General features: G+C 44.1%; 27 protein-coding genes and 1 other annotated feature. Of the genes, 16 read left to right on the forward strand and 11 right to left on the reverse strand.

Annotated features, from left to right (window positions below; translation table 11 throughout):
* Nucleotides 1-7: 7 nt before the first annotated feature.
* The 3 genes from V8G47_RS18100 to V8G47_RS18110 all read right to left on the reverse strand — a co-directional run bounded on the left by V8G47_RS18100 (nt 8) and on the right by V8G47_RS18110 (nt 1,194).
* Complete coding sequence (locus V8G47_RS18100) at nt 8-439, reverse strand: DMT family transporter (RefSeq protein ID WP_336201308.1); 432 nt, start codon at nt 437-439, stop codon at nt 8-10.
* Nucleotides 440-557: 118 nt separating this feature from the next.
* The gene (locus V8G47_RS18105) at nt 558-872 is read right to left on the reverse strand and encodes an ArsR/SmtB family transcription factor (protein WP_336201309.1); all 315 of its coding nucleotides are present in this window, start codon (nt 870-872) and stop codon (nt 558-560) included.
* A 169-nt stretch (nt 873-1,041) separates the two neighbouring features.
* Nucleotides 1,042-1,194: a hypothetical protein gene (locus tag V8G47_RS18110; protein ID WP_336201310.1), complete on the reverse strand. Its 153-nt coding sequence runs from the start codon at nt 1,192-1,194 to the stop codon at nt 1,042-1,044.
* Between the two features lie 318 nt (nt 1,195-1,512).
* On the opposite strand from V8G47_RS18110, the gene V8G47_RS18115 reads away from it, so the two are divergent.
* The 4 genes from V8G47_RS18115 to V8G47_RS18130 all read left to right on the forward strand — a co-directional run bounded on the left by V8G47_RS18115 (nt 1,513) and on the right by V8G47_RS18130 (nt 6,517).
* A complete protein-coding gene (locus tag V8G47_RS18115; RefSeq protein ID WP_336201311.1) occupies nt 1,513-1,602 on the forward strand; it encodes a putative holin-like toxin in 90 nt (29 codons plus the stop codon).
* Nucleotides 1,603-1,874: 272 nt separating this feature from the next.
* Nucleotides 1,875-2,131 (forward strand) — a binding site (T-box leader).
* Between the two features lie 49 nt (nt 2,132-2,180).
* Nucleotides 2,181-5,273 (forward strand): isoleucine--tRNA ligase, encoded by a 3,093-nt coding sequence (gene ileS, locus V8G47_RS18120; RefSeq protein ID WP_336201312.1) that lies wholly within the window; start codon nt 2,181-2,183, stop codon nt 5,271-5,273.
* A gap of 104 nt (nt 5,274-5,377) precedes the next feature.
* Nucleotides 5,378-6,061 carry an HAD family hydrolase gene (locus V8G47_RS18125; RefSeq protein ID WP_336201313.1) on the forward strand — a complete coding sequence of 228 codons (684 nt, stop codon included), beginning with the start codon at nt 5,378-5,380 and terminating at the stop codon, nt 6,059-6,061.
* A 15-nt stretch (nt 6,062-6,076) separates the two neighbouring features.
* Nucleotides 6,077-6,517: a GNAT family N-acetyltransferase gene (locus V8G47_RS18130; protein WP_336201314.1), complete on the forward strand. Its 441-nt coding sequence runs from the start codon at nt 6,077-6,079 to the stop codon at nt 6,515-6,517.
* A gap of 76 nt (nt 6,518-6,593) precedes the next feature.
* Here the strand turns inward: V8G47_RS18130 and V8G47_RS18135 are convergent, their stop codons facing one another.
* Both V8G47_RS18135 and V8G47_RS18140 read right to left on the reverse strand, forming a co-directional pair.
* Complete coding sequence (locus V8G47_RS18135; RefSeq protein WP_336201315.1) at nt 6,594-6,953, reverse strand: GIY-YIG nuclease family protein; 360 nt, start codon at nt 6,951-6,953, stop codon at nt 6,594-6,596.
* A 16-nt stretch (nt 6,954-6,969) separates the two neighbouring features.
* Nucleotides 6,970-7,716 carry a DUF2087 domain-containing protein gene (locus V8G47_RS18140; protein ID WP_336201316.1) on the reverse strand — a complete coding sequence of 249 codons (747 nt, stop codon included), beginning with the start codon at nt 7,714-7,716 and terminating at the stop codon, nt 6,970-6,972.
* Nucleotides 7,717-7,903: 187 nt separating this feature from the next.
* On the opposite strand from V8G47_RS18140, the gene V8G47_RS18145 reads away from it, so the two are divergent.
* Nucleotides 7,904-8,731 (forward strand): nucleotidyltransferase domain-containing protein, encoded by an 828-nt coding sequence (locus tag V8G47_RS18145; RefSeq protein WP_336201317.1) that lies wholly within the window; start codon nt 7,904-7,906, stop codon nt 8,729-8,731.
* 228 nt (nt 8,732-8,959) lie between these two features.
* Here the strand turns inward: V8G47_RS18145 and V8G47_RS18150 are convergent, their stop codons facing one another.
* The 4 genes from V8G47_RS18150 to V8G47_RS18165 all read right to left on the reverse strand — a co-directional run bounded on the left by V8G47_RS18150 (nt 8,960) and on the right by V8G47_RS18165 (nt 11,360).
* The gene (locus V8G47_RS18150; RefSeq protein ID WP_336201318.1) at nt 8,960-9,133 is read right to left on the reverse strand and encodes a hypothetical protein; all 174 of its coding nucleotides are present in this window, start codon (nt 9,131-9,133) and stop codon (nt 8,960-8,962) included.
* A gap of 141 nt (nt 9,134-9,274) precedes the next feature.
* Nucleotides 9,275-9,463, reverse strand: coding sequence for a capping complex subunit for YIEGIA (locus tag V8G47_RS18155; RefSeq protein ID WP_159362560.1), 189 nt, complete (start codon nt 9,461-9,463; stop codon nt 9,275-9,277).
* 24 nt (nt 9,464-9,487) lie between these two features.
* Nucleotides 9,488-10,405 carry a YIEGIA family protein gene (locus V8G47_RS18160; protein ID WP_336201319.1) on the reverse strand — a complete coding sequence of 306 codons (918 nt, stop codon included), beginning with the start codon at nt 10,403-10,405 and terminating at the stop codon, nt 9,488-9,490.
* A 100-nt stretch (nt 10,406-10,505) separates the two neighbouring features.
* Entirely contained in the window at nt 10,506-11,360 is an 855-nt protein-coding gene (locus tag V8G47_RS18165) for a COX15/CtaA family protein (RefSeq protein ID WP_336201320.1), read from the reverse strand.
* Nucleotides 11,361-11,632: 272 nt separating this feature from the next.
* On the opposite strand from V8G47_RS18165, the gene V8G47_RS18170 reads away from it, so the two are divergent.
* From V8G47_RS18170 to nhaC, 6 genes are all read left to right on the forward strand, one after another.
* Nucleotides 11,633-11,992: an ArsR/SmtB family transcription factor gene (locus V8G47_RS18170; protein WP_051758163.1), complete on the forward strand. Its 360-nt coding sequence runs from the start codon at nt 11,633-11,635 to the stop codon at nt 11,990-11,992.
* A gap of 21 nt (nt 11,993-12,013) precedes the next feature.
* Nucleotides 12,014-14,113, forward strand: coding sequence for a heavy metal translocating P-type ATPase (locus tag V8G47_RS18175; RefSeq protein ID WP_336201321.1), 2,100 nt, complete (start codon nt 12,014-12,016; stop codon nt 14,111-14,113).
* A gap of 123 nt (nt 14,114-14,236) precedes the next feature.
* Nucleotides 14,237-15,049 (forward strand): sugar nucleotide-binding protein, encoded by an 813-nt coding sequence (locus V8G47_RS18180; RefSeq protein ID WP_336201322.1) that lies wholly within the window; start codon nt 14,237-14,239, stop codon nt 15,047-15,049.
* 29 nt (nt 15,050-15,078) lie between these two features.
* On the forward strand, nt 15,079-15,606 hold the full coding sequence (locus V8G47_RS18185; RefSeq protein ID WP_336201323.1) for an AAA family ATPase: 528 nt from the start codon (nt 15,079-15,081) through the stop codon (nt 15,604-15,606).
* Nucleotides 15,607-15,704: 98 nt separating this feature from the next.
* Complete coding sequence (locus V8G47_RS18190; protein ID WP_336201324.1) at nt 15,705-16,805, forward strand: amidohydrolase; 1,101 nt, start codon at nt 15,705-15,707, stop codon at nt 16,803-16,805.
* 123 nt (nt 16,806-16,928) lie between these two features.
* Entirely contained in the window at nt 16,929-18,347 is a 1,419-nt protein-coding gene (gene nhaC, locus V8G47_RS18195; RefSeq protein WP_336201325.1) for a Na+/H+ antiporter NhaC, read from the forward strand.
* A gap of 5 nt (nt 18,348-18,352) precedes the next feature.
* Here nhaC and V8G47_RS18200 read toward each other — a convergent pair whose 3' ends face one another.
* A complete protein-coding gene (locus V8G47_RS18200) occupies nt 18,353-19,603 on the reverse strand; it encodes a transcriptional regulator (RefSeq protein WP_336201326.1) in 1,251 nt (416 codons plus the stop codon).
* An 86-nt stretch (nt 19,604-19,689) separates the two neighbouring features.
* Here V8G47_RS18200 and V8G47_RS18205 point away from each other — a divergent pair, with 86 nt between their 5' ends.
* Both V8G47_RS18205 and V8G47_RS18210 read left to right on the forward strand, forming a co-directional pair.
* Nucleotides 19,690-20,799, forward strand: coding sequence for a mandelate racemase/muconate lactonizing enzyme family protein (locus V8G47_RS18205; protein ID WP_336201327.1), 1,110 nt, complete (start codon nt 19,690-19,692; stop codon nt 20,797-20,799).
* 13 nt (nt 20,800-20,812) lie between these two features.
* Complete coding sequence (locus tag V8G47_RS18210) at nt 20,813-21,511, forward strand: GNAT family N-acetyltransferase (RefSeq protein WP_336201328.1); 699 nt, start codon at nt 20,813-20,815, stop codon at nt 21,509-21,511.
* Between the two features lie 331 nt (nt 21,512-21,842).
* On the opposite strand, the gene V8G47_RS18215 is transcribed toward V8G47_RS18210, so the two are convergent.
* Nucleotides 21,843-22,769 (reverse strand): DMT family transporter, encoded by a 927-nt coding sequence (locus V8G47_RS18215; RefSeq protein ID WP_336201329.1) that lies wholly within the window; start codon nt 22,767-22,769, stop codon nt 21,843-21,845.
* Between the two features lie 212 nt (nt 22,770-22,981).
* On the opposite strand from V8G47_RS18215, the gene V8G47_RS18220 reads away from it, so the two are divergent.
* From V8G47_RS18220 to V8G47_RS18230, 3 genes are all read left to right on the forward strand, one after another.
* Nucleotides 22,982-23,461 carry an Lrp/AsnC family transcriptional regulator gene (locus V8G47_RS18220; RefSeq protein ID WP_336201330.1) on the forward strand — a complete coding sequence of 160 codons (480 nt, stop codon included), beginning with the start codon at nt 22,982-22,984 and terminating at the stop codon, nt 23,459-23,461.
* A gap of 628 nt (nt 23,462-24,089) precedes the next feature.
* Nucleotides 24,090-24,614, forward strand: a complete 525-nt coding sequence (locus tag V8G47_RS18225) for an RNA polymerase sigma factor (protein WP_336201331.1) — start codon at nt 24,090-24,092, stop codon at nt 24,612-24,614.
* Nucleotides 24,592-25,638, forward strand: a complete 1,047-nt coding sequence (locus tag V8G47_RS18230; RefSeq protein WP_336201332.1) for a DUF4030 domain-containing protein — start codon at nt 24,592-24,594, stop codon at nt 25,636-25,638. The genes V8G47_RS18225 and V8G47_RS18230 overlap by 23 nt, the downstream gene beginning before the upstream one ends.
* Nucleotides 25,639-25,894 lie beyond the last annotated feature (256 nt).

A 25,894-nucleotide genomic window follows, 5' to 3' on the forward strand; every position in this document is an offset into this window, starting at 1 on the left:
TTCCTCCTTAAAAGATTAATAATAACGCCACGGACATAAATCCAACGGCTAATAGTTGATAGGCGTTAACGGGATTCTTCCGGCTTCCAAGCCACCCAAAGTGTTCGATCAGAATACTCATGGCCATTTGTCCGAGTATGACAGAAACCATTGAAAGACCCACCCCCACAATGGGAATACTGATGACGAGGATCGTTAAATAAATGACCCCAAGAATCCCTCCGAGCAGATTCCATTTCGGTGCTTTAAACGTGTATGAAAGTTTTCCCTTCCCGAAAAAGAGAAGGGCGAGACCTAAAATGATTGAGCCTGTAAAGAAATTATAAAAGCTGCTTTCAAGTTTACCGACACTTTTACCAAGCTCACCGTAAATGGCACCCTCGATACTGAGTGCCATCCCAGCGACCAGAGCAATGATGTAAATGATGAATTTTTTCATGATGGACTGTTTCTCCTTTAACATTATATTTTTAGATATCGGGAATTAACGATATGTTGTGCGAAAAATAAATCTATATATCGAGAAATATAGATGTGATAAACGAAGAAAAAACCTGTTACAGGTCTTTTCCGATATATTCAGCTAATGTCGAGATGGTCTCTTCATTTCTTCGATAGTACGTCCACTTTCCATGCCGCTCGGATTCAAGAAGGTTTGCTTTTTGCATTATCGACAAGTACTGTGAAATCGTCGACTGCGACAGATTCGCTTTCTCTTGAATGTCCCCGACACAGACACCACCTTTTTCGTTCATATTTTTTGATAAGTGAGCGGTCGGCTTATCAAAATGTTTATGCGGTTCTTTCAGCCACTGCAAAATATTCAAACGGGTTTCATTGGACAATGCTTTGAATATATCGATTGTATTCATGGCGTATATACTAATCGGTTTTTTTCGATATGTCAATATGGGTGACTGAGTAGTTGTCTGCATTTTTAGAAAAACCGTCCGGGCTCATTTCTTTGCCGGACGGTAATAAGTACACTGAGATGGATCATCTTCTTAAATATTGCTTACCTATCCCATGAAAATTGAAATTTTACTTTGACTTTACTAATCGAAGTTCTTCCGCCTTCGCTAATACACATTTCTTCTCATCCGAATTCAATTCCACATATTCAGAATCATAGATCCAAAATATGGTGTACAACTCATCTTCGTATTCTACAATATCGCCAAGATTATATTTCATTTTCTCTCCTTGAAGAAGACGATCCATTCTCAGTGGACCATGTATATTTTACCATTACTATAGAACTATAAACGTTTCAAAAATATCATTGAGAGACCATTCAGGTTGGGTTTTATATCGATACCTCAGGCGCACGCTAAAATTTACCTTTCAATATTCTTCTAAGAATGAATGAAGCCTACCCCCACCAAATTTCCACACCGGTCCTTTCGGAAGGGAGCAAACGGACGTTCGTCTGTGATATAATGGAAGGACACAACATAATACGGAAGATGGGGTAGCGGCTCACACTCCCGAGTGAAGGGAGGTGATACGCTAATGATTGCTGTAGGAGATGCATTGCAAATTATGATTGCCTTTGGAACATTGATTGTAGCAATTGTCGCGGTTACACAAAAAAAGAAGTAACCATCGTCCCCACCGCTCATGAGGATCATTGATGATTACTTCTGTTTCGATTGACTCTGAGTGAGCCGCTGCACTTTCCATGCAGTTTATGTTGTGGAGGAGTCCTGATTGCCGTCAGGGCTCCTTTTTTAGTGTACTTAACTACTTTTATTATATACATAATGTGATTCGTTAGTAAAGAATAGTGAATAAATGGATTATTTTCCGTCAAAAATAAAATAAAGTATTGACAAATTTAACCTGTTTCGTATAGATTAATTGTAATATAACACTTACATTCCATGACGAGAACGAGTAGGTATGGAGTCTGTTCTACAGAGAGTTGACGATTTGGTGGAAGTCAACGTTCAGATCGTATTGAATATCCTCTCCGAGAAGCAAAGCTGAAGGTACTTTAAGCTTTGACGGGTTTCCGCCGTTACAAGGAACGCGTATGATTGTACGTTGAATGAGCGCTGTCACGTAAACTTGAAGTCGGGTTTATGGACAGAATCAGGGTGGTATCGCGGGTTACAAACTCGTCCCTAACTTAGGTTAGGGGCGGGTTTTTTTATTTATATAAAAGAAGGTGTGATGACATGGAGAAGGTCAATGTAAACGAAAAGTCGGTCGAAAGAGAGCAGCGAATCCAGGATTTCTGGAATTCGAATCATATTTTTGAAAAGTCAGTGGCAAACCGTGAAGGTGAAAAGACATTCGTGTTCTACGAAGGTCCCCCGACGGCCAACGGTCTTCCGCATGCCGGGCATGTCCTCGGTCGTGTGATCAAAGATTTCGTCGCAAGATATCAGACAATGCGGGGGTATCAAGTGAAACGTAAGGCAGGATGGGATACCCACGGACTGCCGGTGGAACTCGGTGTCGAAAAGAAAATCGGAGTATCCGGTAAACAGGAAATCGAGGAATACGGCGTAGAGAAATTCATTGAGGAATGTAAGAAAAGTGTGTTCGATTATGAAAGGCAGTGGCGTACGTTCACCGAAGCCATCGGATACTGGGTGGATATGGATGATCCTTATGTGACCCTTGAAAATGACTATATCGAAAGCGTCTGGCACATCCTTTCAAAAATCCATGAGAAAGGATTGCTCTATCAAGGGCACCGGGTCGTCCCATACTGCCCGAGCTGCCAAACATCCCTCAGTTCTCATGAGGTAGCTCAAGGGTACAAGGATGTTAAAGATCTTTCCGCGACGGCTAAATTCAAGGTGGAAGGAAAAGAGGATGAGTACTTTCTCGGTTGGACGACGACACCGTGGACGCTACCGTCAAATGTGGCACTTGCCGTTCATGAAGATGTAGATTACGTGAAAGCGAAGCGTGGAGAAGAGACGTATATCCTTGCGAAAAACCTTGTGAACGAGGTGTTGGGAGAAGAATTCGAAGTGGTCAGTGAGCATAAAGGACGCGAATTTGTTGGCGTTTCGTATCAACCGCCTTTCGACAATCTTACGCTTGAGCGCGGCCATGAAGTCATTTCGGCAGGGTTTGTGACCGACGACAGCGGAACCGGGATCGTTCATCTGGCGCCGGCTCACGGGGAAGATGATTACAATGCCATCAAAGAAAGCGGATTGGATTTCGTGAATATCGTGGATGAGAAGGGCTGTTACACCAGTGATTTCAAGCCTCTCCAAGGGGAATTCACCAAGGACAGCGATGTGAAAATCATCAAGATGCTTGCAGACAGCAACCTTCTTTTTGCCAAAGAAAAATATGAACACAGCTATCCGCACTGCTGGCGCTGTGACTCACCGCTCATCTACTACGCCATGGAAGGCTGGTTCATCAAGACCACGGCCGTGAAAGATACGATCATCAAGAACAACCAATCCGTCGAGTGGTACCCGGATCATATGAAAGAGGGCCGCTTCGGGAAATTCCTTGAAAATATGGTCGATTGGAACCTTGGCAGGAACCGTTACTGGGGAACACCTCTTAACGTATGGGTTTGCGGGGATTGTGACCACCAGTTCGTCCCGGGAAGTGTTGCCGAGCTGAAAGCACATGCGAAAAGCGGTTTGAGTGACAATTTGGAGCTTCATAAACCATATGTCGACGACGTGACCGTGGAATGTCCGTCCTGCTCTCATGAGATGAAGAGAACGAAAGAAGTCATCGATGTCTGGTTCGACAGCGGTTCGATGCCGTTTGCCCAGTATCATTATCCATTCGAGAATGAAGAGTTATTTCAACAACAATTCCCGGCGGATGTGATCGCAGAGGGAGTGGACCAGACGAGGGGATGGTTCTACAGTTTGTTGACGGTATCGTCCCTCTTTACGGGAAAAGCTCCTTATAAACGTGTCTTATCTCTAGGGCATATCCTCGACGAAGACGGACGTAAGATGTCCAAGAGTAAAGGGAATGTCATGAATCCAATGGAACTCGTGGAGAAGTTCGGTGCCGATGCTCTCAGATGGGCATTGCTCGCAGACAGCGCTCCGTGGAACAATAAACGCTTCTCGGAAAACGTCGTCAGTCAGGCAAAATCCAAGCTTGTGGATACACTGAATAACGTTCACTCCTTTTATACGCTGTATGCCGTGATCGATGGGTTTGACCCTGAAAAGCATGAAGCCGGAACACCTTCTCTCCTTGATCAGTGGATGTTATCACGATTGAATACGGTGATCACAAATGTAACGGAGCATTTAGATGGGTATGACTTTACTGCAGGCGCGAGAGAATTATCGATCCTGGTTGATCAGGTGAGTAACTGGTATATCCGCCGGTCACGTGAACGCTTCTGGAGTGAAGGGCTGAAGGAGGATAAATTGGCGGCGTACCACACATTAAATAAGGTTTTGGTGAATGTAAGTCGATTGCTGGCACCGTTCACGCCGTTCATCGCAGAAGATATCCATATGAACCTGACAGGTGAAAGCGTGCATCTGGCTGATTTCCCTAAAGCGGATGGAGATCAAATCAATCCAGTGCTTGAAATGGAAATGGACCATGTGCTGCAAGTCGTCGAGCTTGCCCGGTCCGCCCGAAATATGACAAGCATCAAAACGAAGCAGCCCCTATCCGAGCTTACGGTTGTCGGGTCCCAACAAGATACAGAACCTCTTCAGAAATATGAATACATCATCAAAGATGAAATCAATGTGAAGAACGTTCAATTACAGGACAACGCAGGAGATTCGGTACAGTATGAACTGAAGCTGAATTTCCCGACTGCCGGTCCGAAACTCGGGAAGCTGGTGGGATTGGTGCAAAAGCAATTACAAACCTTATCTTCCGAAGAAGCGAAGAAGGCTGTGGAACAAGGGTTTGTTGAAATTGAGTCTCCTAACGGGGAGAAGGTTTCCGTGGAGAAGGATGACCTGATCGTTCATCAAAAAACCCATCAAGGACTGGAAATGGCTTCAAATTCTCAGTTCAGCGTATTCCTGGATACAACCATCACAGAAGACCTGCGGAAAGAAGGGAAGGCCCGGGAACTGGTTCGCGCCGTTCAGCAATACCGGAAAGAATTGAATCTGCCGGTGGAACAGCGAGTGGATCTTGTGTTGGATGTGGACGATGTTATGAAAGAGGTAGTGAAGCAATTTGAAGATTTACTGCAGGGGAGTCTCTTGATCAAGAGCATGGCGTTTGAGAAACGAGAAGGCATGAAGGCTGTTGATTTGGATGGAGATCGGTTAGGAATCTTTGTAGGAGTGTAATGCAATGAAGGGCTTACCCAAACCAGGGTGAGCCCTTCTCTAGTTAGATTTATCTTGAGTTAGTAGAAATAATTTGAAATAATTGGTAAGAAGGAGTGATGGATATGAGGGAATACAAAGCTATGCTATTTGACTTAGACGATACTTTACTGGATCGAAATCAGGCAGTGGATAACATATTTCATATCATGTTGGAAAAATGTTATGGAAATGTAGAGGATACGTTGAAAGCGGAAATGCTGCGTAAGTTTAAGGAGTATGACAATAGAGGCTATGGCGTCAGTGATAAAACAGCTGTATTCCAATCTTTTTTTGATGAATTCCCCCCGTTATACCGGTTGCCGGAGCCTCAAGAATTCTGGAATCAACAATTTCCTCAATGTTTTTCAATCAGTGAGCATACCGCCAATCTTCTGAAGGCAATTCAAGAAAATATGAAAATAGCAATCATTACAAACGGCACGATACACAGACAAAAAGCGAAAATCCTGAATACCGGTTTACATAAGTATTTTGATGTCATCTTGATTTCCGAGGAAGTTGGATTGGAGAAACCGGATCCACGAATATTCCAATTGGCTCTGAATAAGCTTCAAGTCCAGCCTGAAGACGCATTATTCGTCGGGGATAATCTCGAGAAGGATGTTAAAGGGCCTCAAGGTGTGGGCCTCAAGGGTATATGGTTCAATCCGGGTGGGATGGAAAACGATTCTGATATAAAGCCAGATGAAGAGATTCAATCCTTGGATGAACTGTTACATTATCTTTCTCCTAAACAATTCACTTGATGAGGAGGCAACGCCTTGCGTATTCATTATCATCAGTTTCGCTCGTTACCCGAAGACCATATCATGAATGGAATGGTGACATTACACGGATCTATATTTGAAACATCGGACGATTTGATCACTAAAATGGCCAATAAGCCTGAGATATTAATAGATATAGCGATGGACGATTCCAGAGTCATTGGATACAAAATAGGCTACCAACTGGACCCCGATACCTTTTATAGTTGGTTGGGAGGCGTGGATCCGGTCTACCGAAAACAGGGAATTGCGGCAGAGCTCATGAAACGGCAGCATCAAACCCTGAAGGAACGTGGGTATACGGTGGTGCAAACGAAAACCATGAATAAATGGCGCAGTATGCTGATTCTCAATATCAAGAATGGTTTTGATGTCATCGATACGTATACAGATGTGAAAGGCTTGCATAAGATCATTCTGGAAAAGAAGTTATAGCAGAGGAGAGGGGATTCCATGCTATAAAAATCTAGTAAAAAACGCTCAGAAAAAATGACTCTGAGCGTTCTTGTGATCATCTTGCCTGCTTCTGATTATATCCCTGCTCCCCATAAGGCTGCACTTTCTCCAACCACTTTTCCTCCAGCTCAGCAAGAGCTTCTTTCTCCGTAACAAATGGATCATCATTCTTTTTCAATTTCTCCAGCACCTCGAAGGTAAAAGCGTCTTTACCAAGCTGGTTCCATTCGGTTTGTAACGCTTTACTGGTCGTGAATCCATTGTTATCGAGCATAAACTTAATCCCGTTCAAGGTCTTCAAGTTCTTCGTGCTTCCGATATACATTTTATTGTTTTGCTTGTTTGTAATTTGAAAGACACCCGCTTCAACCGGTGTTTCTTTGTATTGTTGTTTTAACTCCCGTTTTCGATCCATGGTACAGACCTCCCGTTTATTTTTTTGCCCAATACTGGCTTCCGTCGGATTTCCGGTCGAGTAAGCCGTATTCAATCATGTATCTTCTGATCAGAACGTAATCTTCATATATGCCTTTTAGTACCCCGTTTAATTCTTTTTCATCGTACACATGGTCTTTCTTCAACTGTTTCGAAATCTCACGAAGGACAACGAGCCTTTGTTTTTCCTTTGGCGGAAATTTCATCAATTTCCCGTCGGAGAAGTATTTCTTCAGTATGTGATCCTGTTCGTCCTGAGTGACGTTGTATCGTTCGTCTACCATGGTGGCGGTTTGATGAACGGGTACAAACGTCGGGGCGTTCTCATCTTTTTCTTTGAGTAACTCCATCATGGTCAGGAAGGTCTTGGCCTGACGCTCCTTTTCTTTTAACGCAAACCGGTGATGACGGATGGTGGAGGCACTGCCGATCTCCAGTTCTTCCTGAATGTCCTTATCGTTTTTCCCTTGGTAAAAAAGGGTCAGTAAACGTTTCTGATGATCTGTAAGCCCCGTTAGCTTTTTATCCATCCCGATTAAATAATCGAACACAGAAATATGCGTACGGTCAATATGAACACCCATATATTTTTCTGCCAGGTAAAATCGATCTTCGTGTGGATAGACCATTCCTTTTTCAATACTCTCTCCGCACAAAAGACAAACAAATGCATCCTCTTCCTCAATATAACCTCTTTTCATTTCTTCTAAAGAGGCACTCCAAAACAGGTTGGAAAGTTCCATTTCTTCACACGTCCTAATCTTTTGTTGGTTATTGTATAAACTATAATTAAATTCGTTGGTTAATTTATAAATATATTAAATTTTTGTTTGGTTTTTGTCAACTGTGAGCTTTTAGTGAAAATAAAGGAGATTGATCATTTGAAGTAGAATCTAAACTTACAAGATCCATCGACTGGAGGTCAAAAACATGAAAGAACATATCGTCGACGTCATCCATCAAATCGAAATCGATCACGATGTAAAAATTTTATTTGCCTGTGAATCCGGAAGCAGGGCGTGGGGGTTTCCTTCTAAAGACAGCGACTATGATGTCCGCTTCATTTATATCCATAAGCCAGACTGGTATTTATCCATCGATCAGAAGCGGGATGTAATCGAAGTTGGGTCCGGGCATTCCGTCTCGATTCCGGTTGACCCGTTGTTGGATATGAGCGGATGGGAGCTGACGAAGGCACTGAGGTTATTCCGGAAATCGAATCCGCCTCTTCTCGAGTGGCTCCAATCAACGATTGTCTACTACCAGTCTTATTCCACGGTTGATCAAATGAAGGAACTGGAGCAGAAGATCTTTTCCCCCGTTTCCTGTATGCATCATTATCTGAGCATGGCGAAGGGCAATTTCCGGGATTATGTTCAGGGAGAGGAAGTAGGGGTCAAAAAGTATTTGAATGTGCTCCGTCCCCTGCTGGCTGCCAAATGGATCGAGAAATATGAAACGATCCCACCGATTGAATTTCAAGAACTGGTTGAAGAACTGGTGCCAGGGGGTGAATGGAAAGATTGGATGGGGAATTTGTTAAAACGGAAGAGAGCGGGAGAAGAGGCCTATCTCGAACCGAGGCTCGATGCCATCAATGAAAATCTTCAAAAAGAAATCGAACACTTAGAAGCGTATGCGAAGTCGATTAAAAAAAACATTCCTGATCCAACGCCTGAATTGGATATGCTGTTCAGGGGTGCATTGAGGGAAGTTTGGGATGAAGAGTGGATGGAGTTGGGACAACGGGGATGGTGAGGTAAAGGGAATAACTGATCATGGACTATAGCAGGTCGGAAGGGTTCAAGATTACGTTCAGACGAAAGAGTTCCAACCCTGCTTATGGGGTTGGAGCTCCTTTTTGGTCTTAATTATCTTGAAGAGAGGGGGGGAGAGGGATTAATTGCGTCATTTCCGGCGATGATTGCGTCATTTTCAAATTAATTGCGTAATTTTCCAAATAATACCTTTAGTCCCCACCTCTAACTAACGCCGACCTTCCCCCTTATGACTACCCCTATTAAACCAATACATAAGAAAAAAACCGAGTGTAAATCCACCACTCAATGTCAGGATCAATGTCATCTCATAATCACCGACTAGGAATAAGAACATAAATATGATGATTCCGACAACAAATGGAAAGTACCAGCGATTCATCAGCATGCCTCCTTGTCATTTTTTGTAATTTTGATTTATAGTTTTTTACCCAACTATAGGGACTTTAATCTTTTAAAAAAATTTGGTACAAGACAGTGAGTCGAGAGCCAACAAAAAAAGCCATGTTCCCCCATGGCTTTTTCAAATCCTGATGACCAAGTAGTCCCCGTTCGTCATCTGGACAACGTCGGCCTTTAGTCCTTTTGCGATATCAACGGTCATCTCTTTTAATTCCTCAAGATCGTCACTGTAGAGTAGAAGCGGTCCCCCGTTGATCACTCTGTCCCGGTTTGACGTTAAGTAGGCTAGTATTTGATAAGGTGGTTTCATTGAATTTTCCCTGCCCAAGAAGCTTCACCCTTTCAAGTTTGTTTTCATGACAGCATGAGATTTTTTCGTGCTTTCGAGTAATGGACATTTCTTGACGGCTTCGATGAAAGCATCGATGTCGCGTTTGATCGGCACAAGGGTGATCATGACCTTTCCATCCTCATAATCTTTTCTTGTAAACTGATACCGTTTGACCCCCAATGCCCTGCATGCTTCGAATAAGGCGGCCTGCCGCTGACCGAAGTTATCAAGATTGATCCTGAAGTGATTTTCTTTCGGGTAGATGACAACGGCCATTCCTTCTTCAGAAAACAGCTTCTCAGCATTGTCCGTACCAAGCAGGTTGCTGACATACATATCATCCACATACAAGGAGGAGTGTTTGACGACCACTTTGCCTTCTTTGACTTCTGCAATGTCGCCAATCGTTTTACCCTTGGTGAATCTCTGCAAATAGTAAAGAAGAGCAAAACCTATCAAGGCACCACCGGCAATACAGATCCATAGATTATCCAGATTGAGAGCATTTTGGAGAATGGATATCGTAAGCGACGTGACGAGTGCCACGATAAAGGCAAGATAATTTCTGGCTTCGAATGTTTTGGCGATCCCGTCTATGTAGGCTTTCCCCCTGTAGGTGAATTCCGTTTCCTCCAAGTCGCTCAGGCTTTCTTTCTCCATCTTCCGGACATCCCTGAATTGTTGGAGGGCCAAGGTGAGGAACGTCACAGCCACGAAGTTTTTACTTAATAATGCGGGAATGGCCACGGCTCCCAGTGCCGCTGCGACAAAACCCGTAATGATTTGAATGAAATAGCCATTCGGGTAGCTTGGGTACTGCCTGAAGTCTTCTTTGATCGTCAGGATCCTTGCTAAAGTTCCAATAATGATCGCGCTTGTTATGGTATAGAGTTCATTTGCAGTCAATCCAGTTGATTCCATAGATCTCACCTCGATTCAATGGGTCTATCTGGATTAGTATGGGAAACGTGAATGTGAATTATGCGATGTGGTGGTGCGAAGACACAAGAAAGCCAGGCACTCAAATCTGCCTGGCTTTCTTCTTCTGATTAAAATAACTGACGGCCGTCATCCGGCTCAATAGAGCGACGGTCAGAATGGACAGGATCATGTGTACGGACGATGTCACAGGGCTCAGTTCCTCTGTTTTTACAACAAATCCGCCAAAGGTTGTCAGGATGGATAGTAGGATCAAGAGTAAGGCGGATTTCCTCATCACGTTAAATCTTAATGCAAGGAAAACGGCATATCCGATGAAGAATAACGCAATCATGCCGAGCAATCCGTGAATCACATAAGTGAAATTTGCAAGTTCCACATTCGTGTTTCTTACTTCAAACAGTAATTTGCTGAGTTGGAAATGTTTAAAGAGTGCTCCGATTAATACCTCGAGCATGAGTGCTGAAAACCCGATCACTAATGGCTTTTTCACTTCATTCAACTTCACGTTTCCAGTTCCTCTCTGTAATCCTTCATGAAGGAAAATAAGAGAGATTAATAGAAAGAGGCTGAACATGACATCGAGTGTCGTGAAACCGGTTGGTGTTCCGAGCAGAACATTCATCCCGCCGATCATCGCCTGAGTAAATAAGAGAACCAGGGATAATAACGAAATGACTTTGACTGCTTTATCGGTTGTCTTTCTCCAGGCAAGGATGGCGTTGATCAGAATGACCAGTCCGAGCAGTGTCGTGAATAACCGGTGAGAGTATTCAATCACGACACGATAATTGGTGATATCCGGGATGACTTTTCCGTTACAGATCGGCCAATCACTCCCGCATGCATCACCGGAATGTGTCGCTACGACCAGGTTGCCGAGCACTAATGCCGCGATAGTGACGATGATCGTAAAGAATGAGAATCTATTTTTCATATCATTGAAGTCCTTTCGTGTTAGAATCAACATATATTGATATCTGTTCATATACTAACAGGATTGTGAGATGGAACACAATCGTTAAACGTCGATGTCACATAACGTTCATCTATCGTTAGTAAAGAATGGAAGGCTGGTTTACAAAAAACTCTTAGACCATTTGAAAAGAACAACAACTTCTGTTTGACAGTGGCATGTTCTTTTTTTATCATATAAATAAGAATACATGAACACATTGTCATATATTGAAATAGAATAGGAGTGTCGACATGCGAAAGAATAATAATCATGAAGAGCTGAATGGGCATAAACAGGATGAAAAAATAGATGAACCTTGTGTGGAGATTGATGAAGAAACGTTGTTTATCGTCACTCAGACGTTTAAAGCATTGTCCGAGCCGACTCGTGTAAAGATTCTTCATCTATTGGCGCAAAAGGAACACTCTGTTAATGATATCGCTGAAAAGCTGTCGCTGCTTCAAACGACCGTATCTCATCAATTGCGCTTCTTGAAAAATTTACGATTGGTCAAGTACAGACGCGAAGGCACGACATTGTACTATTCTGCCGATGATGATCATGTCATGAACATGCTTCAGCAAACGATGCACCATGCGAGACACCACTAGGAAACAATGGGGGAGTTCAAGATGGACGAATATAAGCTTCAAGGGCTCTCGTGCAGCAATTGTGCGAGGGAAATGGAAGAGGAAATCAATAAACTGGAAAATGGAGAAGGCTCGAGAATTCTTTATAACAGCAGCAAATTAGTCCTGAATAAGGGTGTTGATATGCAAAAAGTCGAGAAGATCCTTTCCGCTGATGGAGCGGCCCTCGTGAAGGAACACGGGGATGAACATGGTCATGACCATTCCCATGAGCATACCAACAGCAGCACAATGAAGATCCTGCTTGGGATGTCGGCCATCATCTTTTTCTCAGCGATCTATGTTGATTCGCAGTTGGATAATCTGGTCCCGATCATCATGTATTTGACCGCTGCTGCGACAAGCGGATATCCTACCTTCATCAAGGGAGCAAAGAATCTGCTGAAATTCAAGTTCAACATCGATACGCTGATGACGATTGCCTTGATAGGGGCCTTTTCCATTGGGGAATGGAAAGAAGGGACGCTAGTAGCGATTCTGTTCGGCGTCAACGAACTGCTTGAAGGAATGGGCATGGAGAAGGCAAGGAAGTCCATGGAGGAATTAATGAAGGTCGCTCCGAAAGAAGCGATTCTGATTGAAGGGGACAAGGAAAGAGTCGTACCGATCAGTTCATTGAGCGCAGGGGACCTCGTCCTTGTGAAATCAGGACAGAAAATCCCGTCAGATGGGATCGTCGAATCCGGTAAGAGTTCCGTAAATGAAGCGGCCATCACCGGTGAAGCCATGCCGGTCGAAAAGGAAAAAGGTGAAAAAGTCTTCGGCGGAAGCATCAATAACGAAGGGGTCCTCAAGGTAAGGATTTCGAAAGAATACAAAGATTCGTCCCTTGCGAAAATCCTGCACTTAGTCGAAGAAGCTCAGGAAACCAAGACCCCGACAGAACAATTCATCAATCGATTTGCCCGGTATTATACACCGATCATCATGATCGTGTCCGCATTGGTGATACTCGTTCCTCCGCTTCTGTTCAATGGGGATTGGGGAGAATGGTTTTATCAAGGGCTCGCGGTACTCATTGTCGGTTGTCCGTGTGCATTGATCCTGTCGTCTCCGATAGCCATCGTGTCCGGGATTGCCCGCAATGCAAAAAACGGAATCCTTGTAAAAGGCGGCGTCTTCCTAGAGCAACTTGGAAAAATTGATACCGTTGCATTTGATAAAACAGGTACGCTCACCAAAGGCCATCCGTATGTAGAAGAAATGGCTGTCTACGATCAAGAAAACTTTTTCCGGATTGCCGGTTCAATTGAAAAATCATCTTCACATCCGATTGCCAAAGCCGTCATGAAAAAGATCAGCGAAGACTCTGAAAACCAGGCATTCTCGGAACCTGAAGAGATCAACACCATCTCAGGTCAAGGTGTAGCTGCCATGATTGAAGGAAAAAGTTACAGAGTCGGAAACGAGAAAAGCCTCGAATGTTCCGTTCCGTCTGAAGTCGAGCAAAAGATCCAAACGATGAAAGCGAATGGGTATACGCTGGTGATCGTCTCAAGCGATACAGATGTTCTTGGATTGTTCGGCATCACGGATGAAATCAGGGAAGAAAGTAAGGAAATCATACAGGACCTATATTCTGCCGGTATCAAACAAGCCGTGATGCTGACAGGAGACCACGACAAGACCGCAGAAAAAGTGGCACAACAAGTAGGATTGACCGATTACTATGCAGGTCTCCTGCCGGATGAAAAAGTCGCGAAAGTAAAAGAACTTACAAGCAAAGGAAAAGTGGCCATGGTGGGTGACGGAATCAACGATGCCCCGGCACTGGCAACGGCCGACCTTGGAATCGCCATGGGGAAAGGAACCGACAGCGCCATTGAAACCGCCGATATCGTGCTGATGCAGGATCACCTCGGAAAACTTCCTTCTGCCATCAAGATTGCGAAAAGGGTTAATAACATCATCAAAATCAATATTTCCCTTGCATTGGGGTTAAAATTGATTGCTTTACTCCTGACCATTCCAGGGTTACTGACATTATGGATCGCCATCCTGTCTGATATGGGTGCAACCATTTTGGTTACGTTGATTAGTTTGACGGTGATGATAGGGGAAAAGTCAAAAGTGTCAAATTAAATGAAAGGAGCGGGGAGCGATCCCTGCTCCTTTCATTTTTTTTATTGGGCATTAAAGGGTTTTCACAGCTGTTTAGTAGAATAAACAAGAGAGCACACAATTCCGAGATGGGAGGCATTTATGATGAAAAAACTGCTTATCTTCGGAGCAAGCGGATTAGTGGGAAAAGCACTGGTAAAAGAATGCAAAGACTCCTTCGACGTATATGGGACCTATGCAACCAGACCCGTAGATCTTCCTCAAGAAAATCAATTTCAATTAGAAATCAGCGATACGGATCAGATGAAAGATATGGTCAAAACCTTAAGACCCGATGCCATCATTTCTTGCCTAAGAGGAGAGTTCGATCAACAGCTTGAATTTCATCAGGAGCTCGTATTGGAAGTTCAGAACACGGAAGGTACACTTTATTATTTTTCCACGGCCAACGTATTTGACGGGGATTTCACGAAGCATCATACAGAAGAAGACGCTCCTAACGCCGCATCCCCTTATGGGCAGTTTAAAATAGAGTGTGAAAACTTGTTGGATGAATTATTACAGGAACGGGCCGTTACAATACGCATTCCGCAAATATGGGGGAAGAACTCTCCTAGGCTGGACCAGATCAAAAGTGGGATTGAAGAAGGCTCCATTGATGTGTACAGCAATCTGGAGTGTAATCATCTCACAGATGAATTATTGGCCAAACAGTTAAAATACATCATTCTTCATCACCTTAAAGGAGTTTTTCATCTCGGTGCGGTCGATATGATGGCTCAGTCTCAATTCGTTGAGGAACTAGTGGGCAACCTTACGAATAAGGATGTTAAGTTTCATGATTGCCTGCTTGAAGATAAACCGGAGACATTTCATTTCGGGCTGAAGAGCATTCGAAAGGATATTCCGGGTCGTTTGGTGAAGACGAATAGAGCATTGATAAGGGATTTAGTTTAGGCAGATTCTGTTGAAATGGGGGCTTACACATGTTTGATACGTTTAATTTTGACCTGATCTACCGTGAACGAAATGATGTAACCCCATTAGTGGTCATGATGTGTGGGGTGGCGGGTTCCGGTAATACGACTTTTTCACAAATATTGGAGCAATCTGGGTTTGTCCGCCTTTCAATCGATGAAGAAATATGGGCAACAAATGGTCGTTGGGGGATTGATTTCCCAATGGAAAAGTTTGAGGAATATAGAAAAGAGGCAGAAGAAAAATTACGCAACCGTTTAATAAAGTTAATCCGCGATAAACAGCAGGTGGTGATTGACTTTAGTTTTTGGGACCGGGGGAGAAGGAATCGATATAAAAAACTGATCGAAGATTCCGGCGGTATATGGATACTGATTTATTTGAAGGTTCAAGAACATGATTTGCGTGAACGACTTAAGGTACGTAACCAGCGTTTTGATGCAAATTCCTTCCCTATTTCAGAAGAGCTTCTAGCGTCATATCTTAATGGTTTTGAAATACCTCAAGGAGAAGGGGAAATAGTGATAGACAATTAAAAGGTGGTAAGTAACAGTGCAGATCTATGCTACAAAAGCAGGACTTCCCCTCCCCATCTCAGAATACATAAGTGAAATGGATTGAAAGGAGAAAAAGTATGAACGTTGAAAAACAGATACTAGAATGGTTCACCCATTTCCACGCTCATCCCGAAGTGAGCTGGAAGGAAGTTGAAACGACGAATAAGATTGCAGCAATTTTGGATGAACTGAATGTGGGCTACAGGAGATTTTCTGATGTGACAGGGTTGATTGCTGAAATAGGCGAAGGGGAGGAAGTGACGGCAGTTCGAGCGGACATCGATGCCCTGTGGCAAGAGGTGGACGGGGTGATGCAGGCGAATCATTCCTGTGGTCATGATGCCAATATGTCAATGGTTCTCGGAGCACTTCTTTATTGCCTGCAGGATTCTCCGAAAAATAAGCGGATCCGTTTCATTTTTCAGCCTGCAGAGGAGAAGGGGAATGGATCGCTGACCATGATTGAGAAAGGGGCCCTTGAGGATGTCCGTTATTTATTCGGGGTCCATCTGCGACCGAAGGAAGAATTGGAGCATGGTTCCTTTTCGCCTTCCGTTCATCACGGGGCAGGCATTTACATGGAAGGGAAAATAAAAGGAATTGATGCCCATGGGGCGAGACCCCATCAGGGAAAGAATAGCATCGATGTGTTGATGGCCATCCATTCCTTTTTGAAAACGATCTATTTGTCTCCATTTGAATCGTATTCTGCGAAACTGACAAAGCTCGCTGCAGGTGGGGAGAATCTCAACATCATCCCGGGGAATGCGGAGTTTGCCATCGATGTTCGTGCCCAGAAGAATGAGGTGATGGAAGAGATACAGCGTCGTCTTAACGAAGGGGTCGAAGGGATTGCCAAACTTTACGGAGTCACGATTGAGTATGAATGGACAGACTATACTCCTGGAGCGGAAGTGTCGGATGAAGCTGAGAGCATCACGAGGGAAGCGATTGTATCCATCGCGGGTGAAGAAGCATTGGCTCCGCCGGTCATTACATCGGGCAGTGATGATTTTCATTTTTACACGATCAAGCATCCTGAAGTGAAGGCGGCGATGATTGGGGTCGGGGCGGATTTGACTCCCGGCTTGCATCATCCGGACATGACGTTTAACGTTTCAGCGCTGAATCAAGCGGCAAAAATACTAGCGGAGACGCTGAAAAAGGCATCAATCTGATTGTAAACGGTACCAAAATCGGATTGACGTCTCCAGCTTCTCCCCTTATGATACTCATATAGCGACTATTTAACGACAATTAGGAATAGTCAAAAAACAAAGGGGTATCAAGGGGGAATTTGGATGAAGAAAGAAATGTCGTTTTGGCTGGCCATCATACCATTGCTAGTCATGATCACTGTAATGGCCATCACAATCGTCGTATTGGAGCAGGGGCCACACATTCCTCTGATCATCGGTACGGTCACGGCTGCACTAGTCGCATGGTTTACTGGATTCAAATGGAAGGATATAGAGGAAGCGATGTATAAGGGGATCCGTCTTGCTTTACCTGCCGTCGTCATCATCATGCTTGTGGGATTGACGATCGGTGCGTGGATCGGCGGCGGAATCGTGGCAACGATGATCTATTATGGTCTGAAGATGATCACACCATCGCTTTTCCTTTTATCGATTAGCGTCATCTGTGCCGTAGTGTCGCTTGCGATCGGGAGTTCCTGGTCAACAATGGGGACCATCGGTGTTGCGGGCATGGGGATCGGCATCAGTATGGGGATTCCGGCTCCGATGATTGCAGGTGCCATTATCTCCGGGGCTTATTTCGGTGATAAGATGTCGCCGCTGTCAGATACAACGAACCTGGCTTCGGGTCTGACCAACACAGATCTTTTTGTACATATCCGACATATGCTTTACACAACGATACCAGGCTTTGTGATTGCCCTGGCTGTATATGCTTATTTAGGAAGGAACTTTGGAAAAAGCGGGGTCAATACTGAGGACATCGAAAAAACAATCGGGGTTCTGCAGGACAGCTTTGTCGTTTCACCATTTTTATTGATTGTACCGCTGCTTGTCATTGTACTCGTTGCGAAGAAAGTGCCTGCCATCCCGGCCCTGATCGTGGGGATCATTCTTGGATTCGGAGCACAGGTATTCATTCAGCATGATTCGTTTGCGGATGCTGTTTCGGCTCTTCAAAGCGGATACGTGATCGAGACGGGCAATACAATGGTCGATGATCTGTTTTCCCGCGGAGGTCTCGATTCCATGATGTACACGGTCTCCATGACGATCGTCGCCATGACCTTCGGGGGGATCCTTGAGCACACAGGTATGCTTCAAGCCATCGTCAACCAGATCCTTAAGGTGACAAAAACAGCGAAAGGATTGGTTGCTTCCACTGTAGTGTCTTGTTTTGCCACAAATGCATCATGCTCTGAACAGTATATTTCGGTGGTGGTGCCTTCAAGGATGTATGCAAATGCCTACAGGGAAAAAGGGCTGCATTCAAAGAATCTGTCCCGCGCCCTTGAGGACGGGGGGACGTTGACATCGGTCTTCATCCCATGGAATACATGCGGGGTCTTTATTTTAGGAACGCTTGGGGTCCATGCATTTGAATATGCGCCATATGCGGTGCTGAATTTTATCGTGCCGATCATTTCCATCATTTATGCCTTCACGGGCTTCAGCATTACCAAACTGACCGAAACCGAAATGAAGGCAATGGAGCAGGAGGATGCCACACTTTCCTCCTGACCGGGTCAATAAATGGGGAAGGTCAATTCATAAATGGCCCGCGGCCGGCCTTGTGCGTAGGTCATTTCTTCTCCAATGATCTTGGCCGAACCGTTGTCGACCAGTTTCTTTAAGATACGTTCCGTGGAGCGCCGTGTGATTTGCATATAGTCAGAAAGCTCTGCCGCAGTGAAATCACGGGCCGAACGGGATTTGTAGAATTGAACGAGTTTGGATAAGTTCGCCGGACTTAATTTTAATTGTTTAGCAAGAGACAGCATGTCGGGAGTATCATTCTTCAGATGCTGTTTCTTGCTTTTATCAGGGTAAGGTCCTGACAACTCTTTTTCCTCATTTAAAATAAAGGCGCAGCCATCAGAATCAACCTTTTCGGCAAATGACAACGCGGTCTGTGCGTTTTCCTCTGCCTCGGCTGCCGTATGACCGTAACCGAACCCTGCAAGCACGGGGCGTTCATGGAAGTCGGTGCTGTCCAGGAAATGTTCGACACTGCCCCTATTGCTGTAGATCGTGTAAGAAGCATCGTCCTCATTTTTTTTGAGAGTTCCCTTCATCAGGCGGGCGAGTTCATGAAGACGTTCATGTTCAGCTTCCCAATCTTGAACGGAAAGTCGGACAGCAGCGATCGTGGCTGCTTTTCGTTTCGAAAGAAGGGATTGGGAATGAGCTTCATCAATGGCACGAATGAGCGACTTGGCAGGGTCGATCATTCTCATGCAAGGGATGTGCAACTCGACAAGCCGGTCATAAACCGCATGGATGCTCGTTAAAGCCATCTCTGTTTGACCGTCCTGAAATAACTGCTGGTGGAATTCTGTATAGTCGTTGATGTGAAAATTGTGGGGCAGGCTCTCTTTATAATCCATCACATAGCGGGGCGGGTTCTTGAGGTGTAGGTCTGACTGGGCGTGATCGATGAGAGAACGATCCATCAAATCGATGGACACACGGTCTGGTTCAATCCCATGATGGTGCAGGATATAAAGCAGTGATGTCACAAGGGCCGTTTCATCCTGTTCCAGGTAAAGGACCGGGATGGATAGTGTGCGGCATTCTTCTTTTGAAAAAAAGTAAGGCAGTGCTCCGGAAAACAATACGGCATCACAGGGTGTCAGGTTTTTAATATGTAAGCTTGCTTCCTGGGGCTCACCGTAAATATAGGGGATCAGTTCGATAGTGTTCAAATCCAGTGCAATGGACGTCTGGACGTGTTCGATGAATTCTCTCGACCCGATCAGGGCGATTTTCGTTTTCATGACAATCTCCTTTCTGAATTAACGACTATATAACGACATTATACCAAGACGAAAGAAAATTTGTTAGTGTAAGGAGCGTTTAACATATGATCATAAAAAAAATCAATCTGTATGCCATTCGATTACCACTGAAACAGCCTTTTATCATCAGTTACCATACCTATGAGGATATGCCTTCAATCATTTTGGAAATGGAGACGGACGAAGGCATCATTGGATACGGTGAAGCGGTGGCGGATGAACATGTGACAGGGGAAACGTGGGAAAGCACATTTAAGGTGCTTCAGCACACCCTCGCCCCGAAACTGATCGGGGAGAATCCGTTTCATATCGAACGAATCCATGAGCTGATGGATCAAGCCATTTACAATGCCCCGACAGCCAAGGCGGCCATCGATATCGCCTGCTATGATGCCATGGGGAAAAAACTGAAGCAGCCTGTCTATCAGCTGCTCGGCGGCCGGTATCATGACGAATTCCAGATCACCCATGTCCTCAGCATAACAGAGCCGGATACAATGGCAGAAGAAGCAGCCAGTATGGTCGAGAAAGGCTTTCAATCCTTTAAAATGAAGGTTGGAACCGATGTCGACCAGGACATTGAACGAATACGAAAGGTCAGGGAACGTGTCGGGTGGGACGTGCCGATCCGGGTCGATGTGAATCAGGGCTGGAAGAACAGCAGTCAGACACTGAAGGCCCTGCGCCATCTTCAAGACCTGAACATTGATTGGCTGGAGCAACCCGTTTTGGCAGATGATGTGGATGGGATGGTCAGGATCAAATCCAAGACGGATATCCCCCTCATGATCGATGAAGGGCTGAAAGGCGTTCGTGACATGCGTGAGATCATCGGGAAGCAGGCAGCGGATAAAGTGAATATCAAATTGATGAAAAGCGGCGGGATCTACCCGGCAGTGAAACTTGCCCACATGGCTGAGATGGCAGGGATGGAATGCCAGGTCGGTTCGATGGTCGAATCATCCATCGCGTCCGCAGCCGGATTCCATGTGGCTTTTTCCAAAAGGGTCATCACTAGTGTAGAATTGACGGGACCGATTAAGTTTTCAAAGGACATCGGAGACCTGCATTATGACGTCCCGTTTATCAGACTTTCGGATAAAGCGGGCCTCGGTGTTACAGTAGACAAAGCTATTCTGGAAGAGTTGACTGAGTTTAAGAGTATCGTAGAGTAAGGAGCATGGGATCATGGATCATCTATTCGAAGGATTTCTTGAAAATAAAAATGAATCATACATCGTCCGTTTGTTAAGTAAAGAGGATATGAGTCAAATACAGCAGCTGCAGGAACTTGTGGTGGATACGTTGACGGAAAAAAAGAACCTGCAACCCTTGACGTATGAGGAATTGGATTATATTCTAACCGGAAACGGGCTGATGATCGGAGCCTTTACAGAGACGGGATTAATCGCATTCAGAGCATTATTGGTCCCGCCTATTGATGAAGAGCACCTGGGGCTGGATGTAGGATTGGATGCAGAAGAACTGCCACGGGTCATCTACCAGGAAATTTCGAACGTCCACCCGGATTACAGAGGCAACCGCCTCCAGCAAACACTGGCTCATTTGATCATGCAGGAGCTGGGGGAGCTGGAACAAAAGTTCACCTATGTGGCTTGCACCGTCGCTCCCTTTAATATTCCCAGTTTAAAAGATAAATTCAAGCAGGGAATGGAGATAGCTGCCCTTAAGATCAAGTACGTTGATCAATTGCGCTATGTTTTCATCAAGCGCCTTGAGGGAGATGGCGGAGGAGAAGAAATTTCCGAGATTGCCAGAGTTCCGATGGGGGATGTCGAGGGCCAGCAGGCGTTATTGGATGAAGGCTGGCGAGGGATTTCGATGGAGGAAGATGATGGTGGGTATAGGGTGTTGTATGTGAGATAGGATAAAGCACCCTCTATTAAAATAGCGGAATTGCAGTAAAAAGCAGATGAATTCATCCTTCATTTTGAGTGTCACCTGATTAATAAGCGGAGTTTTTCCGGTTAACATGCAAAATAGGGGTAGGCTTGGGGGAAATAAGCGGAATTTCTCCGTTTAAGGCAAGTATAAATGGCCAATCTTAAAGCTTTTTGAGTATATAGGCGGAATATTTCCGTCTATTACTCGATATTTCGTGCAGAATTCCTCAATAAGCGGAATATGTCCGCTTATGGGTATTTAGAAATTGCTGAAAAATGCTTGGAGCATCTGTCTCCAAGCATTTTTATTTTCTTTATGAAGTTTTCACAGGCTCATTGGACAGCATACCTGATGGAACTTCCTTGAACAATTTAGGCTTTGTCTTCAATACCGAAAACAACACACACCCTGCCAAAACAATCGCACTTCCTACAGCTTGAAGCCCATTCATCTTCTCACCCAAAAAGACAAACGCCAACAAAGCCGTGAAGACAGGGTTAAAGTTCAAGAACAACCCCGACGTACTTGGCCCTAGCTTATTCACCCCGACATTCCAAAGCACCATGCAGACAACCGTGGAAATCACGCCGGTATACAGGATCGACTGCACGAATGATGCATCGACATTGGTCACACGGAAATCATGAAGATTGAAAGGCAGCAGGATAAGAAGTCCGAAAATCCCGGAATAAAGAATCGACATCATGGGCGTGACACTCTTCATCGCCCACTTGCTGCAAACGGAGTAGAATCCCCACATCACTACGGCAGCGAGCATATACAGGTCCCCTTCATTGAACTCTAAGGAAAAGGCCATTTCCAGGTTTCCTTTGGACAGGACAAGCAACACACCAAAAAGTGACAAGAACATGGAAGACAGTTGAAAGGCGTTCATCTTTTCTTTCAGAAAAATAAAAGAAATTCCGGCAATGGAAAACATATTTAACGTAGAAATCAGGCCAACGTTGGTGGCAGAGGTCTTCTCAAGCGCCATGAATTGAAGTGCCTGAAAGAGGGCGACCCCTGTCACCCCCATGAGGCATAATGGCAGAATCGATCGTACGGGTGGAACGAGATTTTTTTCTTTCCACCAGACCATCGGAAACAGGCAGACGATGGCGATGGCCCATCTTAATATCGTCAACGTTCCCGGGGATGCATGCTCCACGAGCGTTTTCCCCACGATGAAATTGCCTCCCCAGAGAAGGCTGGTCAGTAACAATAGATAATGATATTTCACGTCATTTTAGCCCCTTTTCACAGAGCCACTGTGCACAATGACATTTACTATAAGAATAATTTTAACATTTAATCAGATTTACAGAAGAACATATTGTATAATGAGGATTAATCGAAATAATTGAAAGTATGATAGAATATAAGTTTATAAAAATTCATTTTTATATCGTTTTATCAGGGGTTTTTGGAACAATTGAAAAGGGTGGTTGAATCATGGAATCAGTGGTAAGCAGGGTATTGGACCAAATGGATCTCAAGCTTTTGGATTTGCTGCAGAAGGACGGGCAGCTGAGCAATCTTGAATTATCGAAGCGGGTCAATTTATCGGCACCGGCCGTTCACGCACGAATCAAGCGTTTGGAAACAGAAGGGTATATCAAGAAACAGGTAGCGATTCTGAACCATGAAAAACTGGGATTTGATCTACTATGCTTCGTGTTTATGAGTACGAATGAACACCGCATCGAAAAATTGGAAGCAGTGGAAGGGACATTGGAATCAATGGAGGAAGTCCTGGAATGTCATTGCTTGACCGGGGAATATGATTATCTTCTAAAAGTCGCCTGCAAGGATCGAAAGGGGCTGGAGCTCTTTATTAGAAGGTTGAATGAGATGGGGATCACGAAGATTCAGACGAGTTTGGCGTTGAGGGAGATCAAGGATTCGACAGTGCTGCCGATATTGGAGGATTAAGTGGGGATTAGCCCCCAACATTCAGAAACTTAAATATAAGTAGAGTTGCAATAATACATATAGGAATCCGAGCAACAGCAAAATCAGCAGACCAATGATGGACGGAATCAGATAAAGGGCACGAGCCCCTTTTTCCAGGTTTATCATAGAAAAAATGAAAGCCGAAATACCAATTAAATAAGGGATAAGGTATCCAATGCCTAGATAATGTAAAATACCTTCACTTGGGCCAACGGAGTATTCAACAGCTGTGTCTACTAAAATCAGTAGAATGGTAGAAAATCCGGTTATTAGTAAAAAAATTCGTATGTAATGGTGAATGGTTAACATCCTTTCTTTTACCCAACTGCCTTATGTTTGATCATTTTTACGCTATGATTTTTCTGGTCTTTGAAGTTAAGAATCTTACTTTATGATTTATCATTTGGAGACTGATGTCAATGTGTGCTGTGAATATTATTAAGGCACTGGCGATGCACGACTTTGCCAATCCACAGGGCTTAATTTAGTGATGTCATCAGCATTATCCCAGCCAGGGATCAATGCTTTTTTTTTGAAAAATTCACTTCAAACGTGACCAATCTATTTCCATTTGCGTCTAAGTGTAGGAGAGAAAGGGGGAACAGTTTTGGACCAACAAGAATTAAATGAATGGTTTACACAATACGGAGAATCGATCCTCACATACATACTTTTGATGGTACGTGATTATCAACAGGCAGAGGATTTAACACAGGAGACCTTTCTGAAAGCCTATAGAAGCAAACAGCAATTCAAACATAATTCATCTGTGAAAACATGGCTGTTTTCCATTGCGCATAATGTGACGATCGATCACTTTCGGAAGAAGCATCCGCTGAAACACTATCTTGGTTTGACGATGGAGGAGAAAGACGGCATGCCGTTGCCTGAACAAATCGTCGAGATGAATGAAGAATCGGAAGAATTATACAGAGCGATTCAACAATTAAAACCAACGTACAAACATGTCATTATCCTAAGAAAGTTGAAAGAATTTTCAACAGCAGAAACAGCCCATGTGTTGAACTGGTCAGAAAGTAAAGTGAAAATGACGCTAAGCAGAGCACTGGTTGAACTGGAAAAGGTATTGACGAAAGGAGGGGTCATCAATGAAATCAACAGATCCATTTAAAGAGTTGGAAGAACAGCTGAAGGTAACAGACGGATCAAAAGAGCAGCTTCGAAGTAAAATCATGCAGAGCACAAATGAAAAGAAGAAGAGACATTTTAAGAAGTATGTCTGGATTGCAGCAGCATGTATACTCTTTCTTGTCACATCCCCGTTCTACTCAACCACGATGGCAAGTATTGTGGCGAAAGTGTTACCGATCACGATCACTCCACAGATTTCAGACGGAGAACCCAACCCCAATTTGACTTCTGACCTTTTTAAACTAGTCGAAAAGGAAGGATACAAAGTTAGTTCAGTTGGTACAACGCCTTCTCCCTTCACAATTGAAGTGTCACTTCATTTGGGGGATTCCACATTAAAGCAAGCCAAGGAAGATCTTGAATCCAAGATCACCAGTTATCTTTATGAAAACGGGTACGACGATTACGAATTAAAGATTATCAAGGCTCCTGAAGTTCCCACTCATGAGGGAAGCGATGACTTAAACAAGGAATATGATCAAGTACGAGAGATTGTGAAGGAAATATTCGCTTCCTATGGATATGCCGAAGAAGCTGAGTATGAGTTAGCAGGTATGAAGGGGACCGGCGCTTCAGCGATCGTCACCATTGATATGCCGGACCATATTGATGAATCAAAGGAAATCATTGCAGACATTGAAAAAGAAATAGAACGACAGGATCTAGATGTGAAAGATGTAGAGATGGATTCTTTCAACTTGAAGCATCGCCAGCAGGATAATCGTTGGTCCATGATCTCTTCTGATATCTATGATGCCATGGCAGGGAAATCGACGTATAAATTGGCCGGACTTTCGTACCAAGTGAAGGATGGACACTCTTATGTGTGGATAAAAACAGATCTGGATAAACCACTTCCCCAAGAGCAGATTGAAGAAATTGAAAAAGCGATCCAAGACTATTTGGCTTTACCTGAAGCGAAAGAGCAAATTCGTGATGATGAGTTTACGATTGAATTTTTATTGAGGAATGGGAAGTCGTTTGTGGAAATAACAAATCAATAGTTGTTTCAAATTATTGACGTGTGATGGGCATATGTTCTTTATATATTAAGGTTTCTATTAACTTTGATATATCAATTGTCGATTTAGAGGTCAGGCTAAGCACCAGAGAAAAATAGACGGAATAATTCCGCTTAATTAGTTATTACGGTCCGACCCCCTAAGTTTGGACACGTTCTCCATATTTCTTAAGGTTCCTTAGTTTTTCAATTTACTACCGCGCTTTCGCTTGCTTGCCTCCATTTCTTCAAACTGGAAG

This window comes from Rossellomorea sp. LJF3, assembly GCF_037046045.1.
Classification (GTDB): domain Bacteria; phylum Bacillota; class Bacilli; order Bacillales; family Bacillaceae_B; genus Rossellomorea.

Coding starts and splice junctions, on each gene's coding strand:
- V8G47_RS18165 (WP_336201320.1), bottom strand. CDS start 11,360: ATGAAAAATAGATTCTCATTCTTTACGATCATCGTCACTATCGCGGCA.
- V8G47_RS18145 (WP_336201317.1), top strand. CDS start 7,904: ATGAAAGAACATATCGTCGACGTCATCCATCAAATCGAAATCGATCAC.
- V8G47_RS18200 (WP_336201326.1), bottom strand. CDS start 19,603: ATGAAAACGAAAATCGCCCTGATCGGGTCGAGAGAATTCATCGAACAC.
- V8G47_RS18205 (WP_336201327.1), top strand. CDS start 19,690: ATGATCATAAAAAAAATCAATCTGTATGCCATTCGATTACCACTGAAA.
- V8G47_RS18150 (WP_336201318.1), bottom strand. CDS start 9,133: ATGAATCGCTGGTACTTTCCATTTGTTGTCGGAATCATCATATTTATG.
- V8G47_RS18230 (WP_336201332.1), top strand. CDS start 24,592: ATGAAATCAACAGATCCATTTAAAGAGTTGGAAGAACAGCTGAAGGTA.
- V8G47_RS18160 (WP_336201319.1), bottom strand. CDS start 10,405: ATGGAATCAACTGGATTGACTGCAAATGAACTCTATACCATAACAAGC.
- V8G47_RS18100 (WP_336201308.1), bottom strand. CDS start 439: ATGAAAAAATTCATCATTTACATCATTGCTCTGGTCGCTGGGATGGCA.
- V8G47_RS18110 (WP_336201310.1), bottom strand. CDS start 1,194: ATGAAATATAATCTTGGCGATATTGTAGAATACGAAGATGAGTTGTAC.
- nhaC (WP_336201325.1), top strand. CDS start 16,929: ATGAAGAAAGAAATGTCGTTTTGGCTGGCCATCATACCATTGCTAGTC.
- V8G47_RS18115 (WP_336201311.1), top strand. CDS start 1,513: ATGATTGCTGTAGGAGATGCATTGCAAATTATGATTGCCTTTGGAACA.
- V8G47_RS18185 (WP_336201323.1), top strand. CDS start 15,079: ATGTTTGATACGTTTAATTTTGACCTGATCTACCGTGAACGAAATGAT.
- V8G47_RS18125 (WP_336201313.1), top strand. CDS start 5,378: ATGAGGGAATACAAAGCTATGCTATTTGACTTAGACGATACTTTACTG.
- ileS (WP_336201312.1), top strand. CDS start 2,181: ATGGAGAAGGTCAATGTAAACGAAAAGTCGGTCGAAAGAGAGCAGCGA.
- V8G47_RS18170 (WP_051758163.1), top strand. CDS start 11,633: ATGCGAAAGAATAATAATCATGAAGAGCTGAATGGGCATAAACAGGAT.
- V8G47_RS18190 (WP_336201324.1), top strand. CDS start 15,705: ATGAACGTTGAAAAACAGATACTAGAATGGTTCACCCATTTCCACGCT.
- V8G47_RS18105 (WP_336201309.1), bottom strand. CDS start 872: ATGAATACAATCGATATATTCAAAGCATTGTCCAATGAAACCCGTTTG.
- V8G47_RS18210 (WP_336201328.1), top strand. CDS start 20,813: ATGGATCATCTATTCGAAGGATTTCTTGAAAATAAAAATGAATCATAC.
- V8G47_RS18180 (WP_336201322.1), top strand. CDS start 14,237: ATGAAAAAACTGCTTATCTTCGGAGCAAGCGGATTAGTGGGAAAAGCA.
- V8G47_RS18220 (WP_336201330.1), top strand. CDS start 22,982: ATGGAATCAGTGGTAAGCAGGGTATTGGACCAAATGGATCTCAAGCTT.
- V8G47_RS18155 (WP_159362560.1), bottom strand. CDS start 9,463: ATGAAACCACCTTATCAAATACTAGCCTACTTAACGTCAAACCGGGAC.
- V8G47_RS18175 (WP_336201321.1), top strand. CDS start 12,014: ATGGACGAATATAAGCTTCAAGGGCTCTCGTGCAGCAATTGTGCGAGG.
- V8G47_RS18135 (WP_336201315.1), bottom strand. CDS start 6,953: ATGGATCGAAAACGGGAGTTAAAACAACAATACAAAGAAACACCGGTT.
- V8G47_RS18140 (WP_336201316.1), bottom strand. CDS start 7,716: ATGGAACTTTCCAACCTGTTTTGGAGTGCCTCTTTAGAAGAAATGAAA.